The sequence below is a fragment of the Bradyrhizobium sp. P5_C11_2 genome (assembly GCF_054049755.1).
This window is the reverse complement of the sequence record NZ_JBFULT010000446.1, coordinates 1-6368: the sequence shown is the minus strand read 5'-3', so window position 1 is coordinate 6368 and position 6368 is coordinate 1. Positions and strand designations below refer to the sequence as shown.

7 protein-coding genes are annotated in these 6368 nt (G+C 65.8%); 4 read left to right on the top strand and 3 right to left on the bottom strand.

Annotated elements, in window-relative coordinates:
- Together ACXJL8_RS30530 and ACXJL8_RS30525 are read left to right on the top strand one after the other, a co-directional pair.
- On the top strand, positions 1 to 542 hold a 542-nt coding region (locus ACXJL8_RS30530; protein ID WP_456686123.1), incomplete at its 5' end, for a PaaI family thioesterase.
- A 68-nt stretch (positions 543 to 610) separates the two neighbouring features.
- Positions 611 to 976: a hypothetical protein gene (locus ACXJL8_RS30525; protein WP_456622616.1), complete on the top strand. Its 366-nt coding sequence runs from the start codon at positions 611 to 613 to the stop codon at positions 974 to 976.
- Here ACXJL8_RS30525 and poxB read toward each other — a convergent pair.
- The 3 genes from poxB to ACXJL8_RS30510 form a co-directional block, all read right to left on the bottom strand.
- Entirely contained in the window at positions 973 to 2709 is a 1737-nt protein-coding gene (poxB, locus tag ACXJL8_RS30520; RefSeq protein WP_456622617.1) for a ubiquinone-dependent pyruvate dehydrogenase, read from the bottom strand. The genes ACXJL8_RS30525 and poxB overlap by 4 nt on opposite strands.
- Before the next feature lie 80 nt (positions 2710 to 2789).
- Positions 2790 to 3422 carry a 2-dehydro-3-deoxy-6-phosphogalactonate aldolase gene (locus tag ACXJL8_RS30515; RefSeq protein ID WP_456622618.1) on the bottom strand — a complete coding sequence of 211 codons (633 nt, stop codon included), beginning with the start codon at positions 3420 to 3422 and terminating at the stop codon, positions 2790 to 2792.
- A gap of 13 nt (positions 3423 to 3435) precedes the next feature.
- Positions 3436 to 4350: a 2-dehydro-3-deoxygalactonokinase gene (locus ACXJL8_RS30510; RefSeq protein ID WP_456622619.1), complete on the bottom strand. Its 915-nt coding sequence runs from the start codon at positions 4348 to 4350 to the stop codon at positions 3436 to 3438.
- A gap of 234 nt (positions 4351 to 4584) precedes the next feature.
- On the opposite strand from ACXJL8_RS30510, the gene ACXJL8_RS30505 reads away from it, so the two are divergent.
- Positions 4585 to 5682, top strand: a complete 1098-nt coding sequence (locus ACXJL8_RS30505; protein ID WP_456622634.1) for an LLM class flavin-dependent oxidoreductase — start codon at positions 4585 to 4587, stop codon at positions 5680 to 5682.
- A 57-nt stretch (positions 5683 to 5739) separates the two neighbouring features.
- Positions 5740 to 6294, top strand: a complete 555-nt coding sequence (locus tag ACXJL8_RS30500) for a flavin reductase family protein (RefSeq protein ID WP_456622620.1) — start codon at positions 5740 to 5742, stop codon at positions 6292 to 6294.
- Positions 6295 to 6368 lie beyond the last annotated feature (74 nt).

Below are 6368 nucleotides of genomic sequence, written 5' to 3'. Positions count from 1 at the left end.
CGACCGCCTATCAGGACTCCGAGGACGATCCGGTCGCGACCGCCACCGCTTGCTTCATGATCGGCGCCAACCGCACCAACATGCTCGCCGACCGCAGGATGGATACGCGCAGCATCCCGACGCTGGAGGCGCCGGACGATCCGGATGGCCCCTTCGCCAACAGCCCGTTCGCGCGCTGCCTCGGCATTCGCGTCAACGACGACGGCACGCTGACGATGCCGTTCTCGCCGAAGATCATCGGCAACCCGATCCTGCCCGCCATCCATGGCGGCATGACCGGCGCCTTCCTCGAGACCACCGCGATCGTCGGCGTGACGCGCGAGCTCGGCATCGCCGCGCTGCCCAAGCCGATCGGACTCACTGTCAACTATCTGCGCTCCGGCCGCGCCCTGGACACCGTCGCCAACGTCTCGATCGTGAAACAGGGCCGGCGCATCGTAGCCTTCGAAGCGCGGGCCTGGCAGGACGATGCGAGCAAGCCGATCGCCACCGCTTTCGGCCATTTCATGCTGCGGCCGACGCCCGGAAACGACGAGGAATAGGCGTATTTTCCCTTGACGGCGACGGACCGGGCCACAACGATAGCGCGTTTCCTGCGAGAGGTATTGGGTTGCGGCATCCGCTCGACATCATCGCCATGTTCGCCGCACTTTGGCTGCTGGCATCGATGGTGCTCGACGCGCTGACGCCGAAGGAGCTGACCGCGGTCATGATCGGCATTGCGATCGGGCCCGCCATCGTCATCACCGCCGTATTCTATTATCTGCGCTGCCCGCGCACCGATTTTGCGGTGATGTTCGCAGCCCTCTGGCTGATCTCCGACATCGCCATCGCCTTCATCTCCCCGAAGGAGCTGCCGCATTTCCTGATCGTGCTCGGCTTCGTCCCGGCGCTGCTGATCGGCATCGTGCTGCACTGGCAACGCTTCCAGCACCGCCACGAGCGGCTGCCCGCGCCTTCCGCAAAGCGCGGTTAGCGCGGCAGCAGATTCGTCTTCGCGAGATCGACGACCTCGTCGCCGCGGCCGTTCATCACCGCGCGCAGCACCCAGAGGCTGAAACCCTTGATCTGCTCGGGCGTGATGGTCGGCGGCATCGACAGCTCCTGCTTGGCGGTGACGACGTCGAGCAGCGCCGGTCCGTTATGGGCCAGCATCTCCTTCATGGCGCCCGGGAGCTCGCCGGGATCTTCGACGCGCTTGGCGAAGATGCCCATCGCGCGCGCCATCGCCGCGAAATCGGGATTCTCCAGGTCGACATTGGTGTCGACGAAGCCGGCGGCCTTCATCTCCAGCGCGACGAAACCGAGCACGCCGTTGTTGAAGACGACGATTTTCACCGGCAGCTTCATCTGCGTCAGCGTGATCAGATCGCCCATCAGCATGGTGAAGCCGCCGTCGCCCGACAGCGAGATCACCTGGCGGCCGGGCTGCGCAGCCTGCGCACCGATCGCCTGCGGCATGGCGTTGGCCATCGAGCCATGCACGAAGGAGCCGATCAGCCGGCGGCGGCCGTTCATGTCGAGATAGCGCGCGGCCCACACCGTCGGCGTGCCGACATCGGCGGTGAACACGGCGTCGTCGGACGCATGATCGCTGATGACCTTTGCGAGATATTGCGGATGGATCGGCTTGGCTCCCGGCGTGCCCTTGGCGAGCGAGTCGAGCCCTTCGCGCGCCTTCTTGTAATGCGCGATCGCATCGTCGAGATGCCTGCGCTGCGTCTTGGTCTTCAAGAGCGGCAGCAGCGCCTCGATGGTGAGCTTGACGTCGCCGACGAGGCCGAGATCGATCTTGCAGCGACGGCCAAGATTGTCCGGCCGGATGTCGATCTGCGCGACCTGGCAGTCGGTCGGGAAGAACTGCTTGTAGGGGAAATCGGTGCCGAGCATCACGAGCGCGTCGCAGGCGTGCATGGCGGCATAGCCCGAGGAGAAGCCGATGAAGCCGGTCATGCCGACATCGTAGGGATTTTCGTATTCGACGTGCTCCTTGCCGCCGAGCGCATGCACGATCGGGCTCTTGAGGGCCTCTGCAAGCTGCATCAGCGGCGCATGTGCCCCGGCGCAGCCGCGGCCGCAGAACAGGGTGATGCGCTCGGCGCCGTTCAGGAGATCCGCGAGCGCCTTCAGTTCGTCGGCCTGTGGCACGACCTTCGGCGACGTCAGCGCGAGGCCGCGCGCCGTCGACAGCGCACGCTTCGGCGGCGTGCGGAACGCAACGTCACCGGGCATGGCGATCACGGCGACCCCGCGCAGGCCCACCGCAGCACGGATCGCATTCTCCAGCACGTAGGGAAGCTGGCTCTGGTCCGAGACCAGCTCGCAATAATGGCTGCATTCGCGGAACAGGTTTTGCGGATGGGTTTCCTGGAAGTAGCCACCACCGATCTCGGCCGATGGGATCTGCGCCGCGATCGCCAGCACGGGAACCCGGCTGCGATGCGCGTCGAACAGGCCGTTGATCAGGTGCAGATTGCCGGGGCCGCAGGAGCCCGCACAGACCGCGAGGCTTCCCGTCATTTCGGCTTCACCGGCAGCCGCGAACGCCGCGACCTCCTCGTGCCGGACATGGATCCATTCGATGGTGCCGCGACGGCGCAGCGCCTCGGTGAAAGCGTTCAAACTGTCGCCGACGATGCCGTAGATGCGCTTGACGCCGGCCTGTTCGAGCGTTGCCACGAACAGATCGGCCACGTTGTTGATCGCCATGTCGGTCTCCTGATCTCGCTGGTAGCGCAAGATAGGATACAAGGCGGCTGTGACGACATCACGGCTTGTTTATTGCCGGCTCAGTCTTTCGCAATCGCCCGATCGTAGGCTGCGATTGTCACCTTTGCGCGAGCAGCGACATCGGCGGCCGTCATGTCGGGCTTGTAGAGGCTGGAGCCGAGCCCGAACGCCGTCACGCCGCCCTTGATGTACTCGGCGAAATTCTGGTCGGAGACACCGCCGACGGCGGCGATCATCACGCCGGCCGGCAGCACGGCGCGGATCGCGGCAATGCCGGAGGCGCCGAGAACGCTCGCCGGAAAGAATTTCAGGCTCGACGCCCCCGAGCGCGCTGCGAGCAGCGCCTCGGTCGGCGAGAACACGCCGGGCATCGTCACCATGCCATGCTGATGCGCGCGCGCCAGCACGTCGGTGTCGACATTCGGCGACACCATCAGCCTGCCGCCGACATCGTGGAGACGATCGACATCCGCCGCGGTCAGCACCGTGCCGGCGCCGATCAGCACGCCGGTGGGCGCCTGCTTCACGGCGGTGGCGATGGAGCGGAACGGATCGGGCGAGTTCAAGGGAATCTCGATCGCGGTCATGCCGGCCTCGATCAGGACGCTGACGATCGCCTCGGTCTCCTCGGGCTTCACGCCGCGCAGGATTGCGACCAGCGGCCGCTTCATCGGCGGAAAGGGAACGCTCATCTCAACAGTCCTTCTACCTTGTCCAGATCGCCGCAGCCGCCATCGACAGGCCGCGGCGGACGGCCTCGTCGGCCTCGATCGACGCGACAGTCACCGACAGCGCGTCAAAGGCCAGCTTGTACAGCATCGCGAGCCGCCCCGAGGCGATCAGGATGACACCCGCTTTCGGCAACGTCCCGGAGAGGCCTGCCGCCAGTTCCACGCCGATCAACGTGCCCGAAAGCGTCTCGCGCGCCGCGGCCGGCGTGCCGCCGAACAGGAGCTGCCGCGACCGCGCGCCAAACAGCAGGTTGGCGGCGAAAGCCGGCGCCTCGAAGGCAGCGACCGCGGCTGCCTTGAAGCTCGCGACATCCTCGGCATCGTCGGCACCGGCCACCGCGAGCGACAGAATCGTCTCGCGCGAGACCACGCTGAAAAGCTCGCCGGTCATGAAAGTGGAAAAATGCGCGACCGTGCCGTCCTTGACGCGCACCCATTTCGAATGCGTGCCGGGCATGCAGACCAGCGCCTCGCCTGCCGCATCCAGGCCGAGCGCGCCGAGCAATTGAGTTTCCTCGCCGCGCATCACGTCCGGCCTCGCCACATCGCGCTGCGCGATGCCAGGCAGGATGCGGATGTCGCGCGCTTCGCCGGGCACCCGTACAGCCTGCTTCAGGATCGCGGCAAGCGGCGCCGGCGTATCGACATAGCCAGCCTCGACCCAGCCGGTGCGGGCACCGGCCATGCCGCAGACGAGAACGGGGAGCGTATCCGGCGCCTCGACTGCGGCCAGATGCGACTGCAGCACGGCGGCGAAGCCGGCCTTGGCGGCTGCCATCATGCCTTCGCCGCTGCGGCGTTCGGCCAGGACCTGGCCAGCACGGTCGATCAGCCAGAGCCGGAAGCTGCTGGTGCCCCAATCCACCGCGACATAGGCAGGCTCGCTCATATCAATTCCCACGTCCTGATATCCTGGCGCTTGTCTCAACGCCAAGACGCCGTCTCGCGACGCGTGAGACGATCGCCTCAAGGTCCGCCCCGAGATATCGGCAATTGCCCGCGTAAACCAGCCCTTTCTCGGGCGTTGGGCTGCTCCGGCCGCTGGCACACCGCTTGCTCGAGCAGCTCTGTTCACGTCCAGGAACCGCGCGACAAGACGCGTCAACATCAGATGAGGAAACCCATGGAGATCGGCTATTTCACGATGCCTTCGCATCCGCCGGAGTGCGGCCTGAAGGAAGGAAACGACTGGGACCTGCAAGTCATGCGCTGGCTCGACGAGCTCGGCTATCAGGAGGCCTGGGTCGGCGAACACCACACCGCCCCCTGGGAACCCAATCCCACGCCGGATCTCTTGATCGCGCAGGCGCTGATGCAGACCAAGAATATCCGCATCGGACCGGGCGGCTTCCTGCTGCCCTATCACCACCCGGCCGAGCTCGCCAACCGCGTCGCCATGCTCGACCACCTGTCCGAGGGCCGGCTCAATTTCGGCGTCGCGGCTAGCGGTCTGCCGAGCGACTGGGCGATGTTCAACGTCGACGGCATGAGCGGGCAGAACCGCGACATGACCCGCGAGGCGCTGGAGATCATCCTGAAGCTTTGGTCCGATCCCGCGCCCTTCACCTACAAGGGCAAATTCTGGACGGTGACCAAGCCGGACACGATGTTCGATTTCCTCAAGCCCCATATCAAGCCGTTGCAGGCGCCGCATCCGCCGATCGGCGTCGCCGGGCTGTCGAAGAATTCRGACACGCTGAAGCTCGCCGGCGAGCGCGGCTTCATTCCGATGAGCCTCAACCTCAATCCGGCCTATGTCGGCAGCCATTGGGACTCGGTGGAGATCGGCGCCGCCAAGACCGGGCGCAAGCCGAACCGCCAGGACTGGCGGCTGGTGCGCGAGGTGTTCGTCGCCGACACCGACGAGGAGGCCTGGAAGCTCTCGACCGGCGACATGATGGGCCGGATGATGCACGAATACTTCCTGCCGCTGCTGGGTCATTTCGGCTTCAAGGACTATCTGAAGCACGCGCCCGACGTGCCCGACAGCGACGTCACCGTCGAATATTGCGCCAAGCGGAACTGGATCGTCGGCTCGCCCGCGACCGTCGCCGAGAAGATCGAAAAGATCTACGACGAGGTCGGCGGCTTCGGCGTGCTGCTGGTGTTCGGCTTCGACTACAAGCACAAGCCGGAAGCCTGGCACCACTCGCTCTCGCTGCTCAGGAACGAGGTGATGCCGCGCCTGAAGCATCTCGGCTCCGCGAAGAAGGCGGCTTGACGCGCGGCGGGTGCGGCGCAATCGTGTCGCACCCGCACCCGTTTCGGAGATTTCCGCGTGAGCGTCGACGCACAGGATTTCAAGCAGGCGATGCGCCAATGCGCCGGCGCCGTCGCGCTGGTCACGGTCGGTGCCGAGCACGGGAAGCGCACCGGACTGACGGTGACATCAGCCTGCTCGCTGTCGGACAATCCGCCGTCACTGATCGTCTGCGTCAACCGCAACGCCAGCGCGCATGCCCGCATCCGCGAGGAAGGCGCGTTCGCGATCAACTTTTTGCAAGAGGACCACGCCCTGCTCGCGCTCACCTTCAGTGGCCAGAAGGGTGTCAACGGCGACGACCGCTTTGCGTTCGGGCAATGGACGCGCGGGGTGACCGGCGCACCCGTGCTGACGGATGCGGTCTCCGCATTCGATTGCGTGCTGGCGCAGGAATTCGAGACGAAAACGCATTCGATCTTCGTCGGCGAGGTCCGCGGGGTGTCGCATTCCGACGGGGTTGCACCGCTCGTCTATCTGCGCAGCAGCTTCCACGTTCCCCACGAAATCCGCGGCACCGTTTCAGTCGGCGACCTCGATTCACGGCATCTGAGCTGGACGGATTTTTCGTAAGGGCGGCATCGCAGGTGCGCTCCCTCGCCCCGCTTGCGGGGAGAGGGTTGGGGTGAGGGGGAGTCTCCACGGGG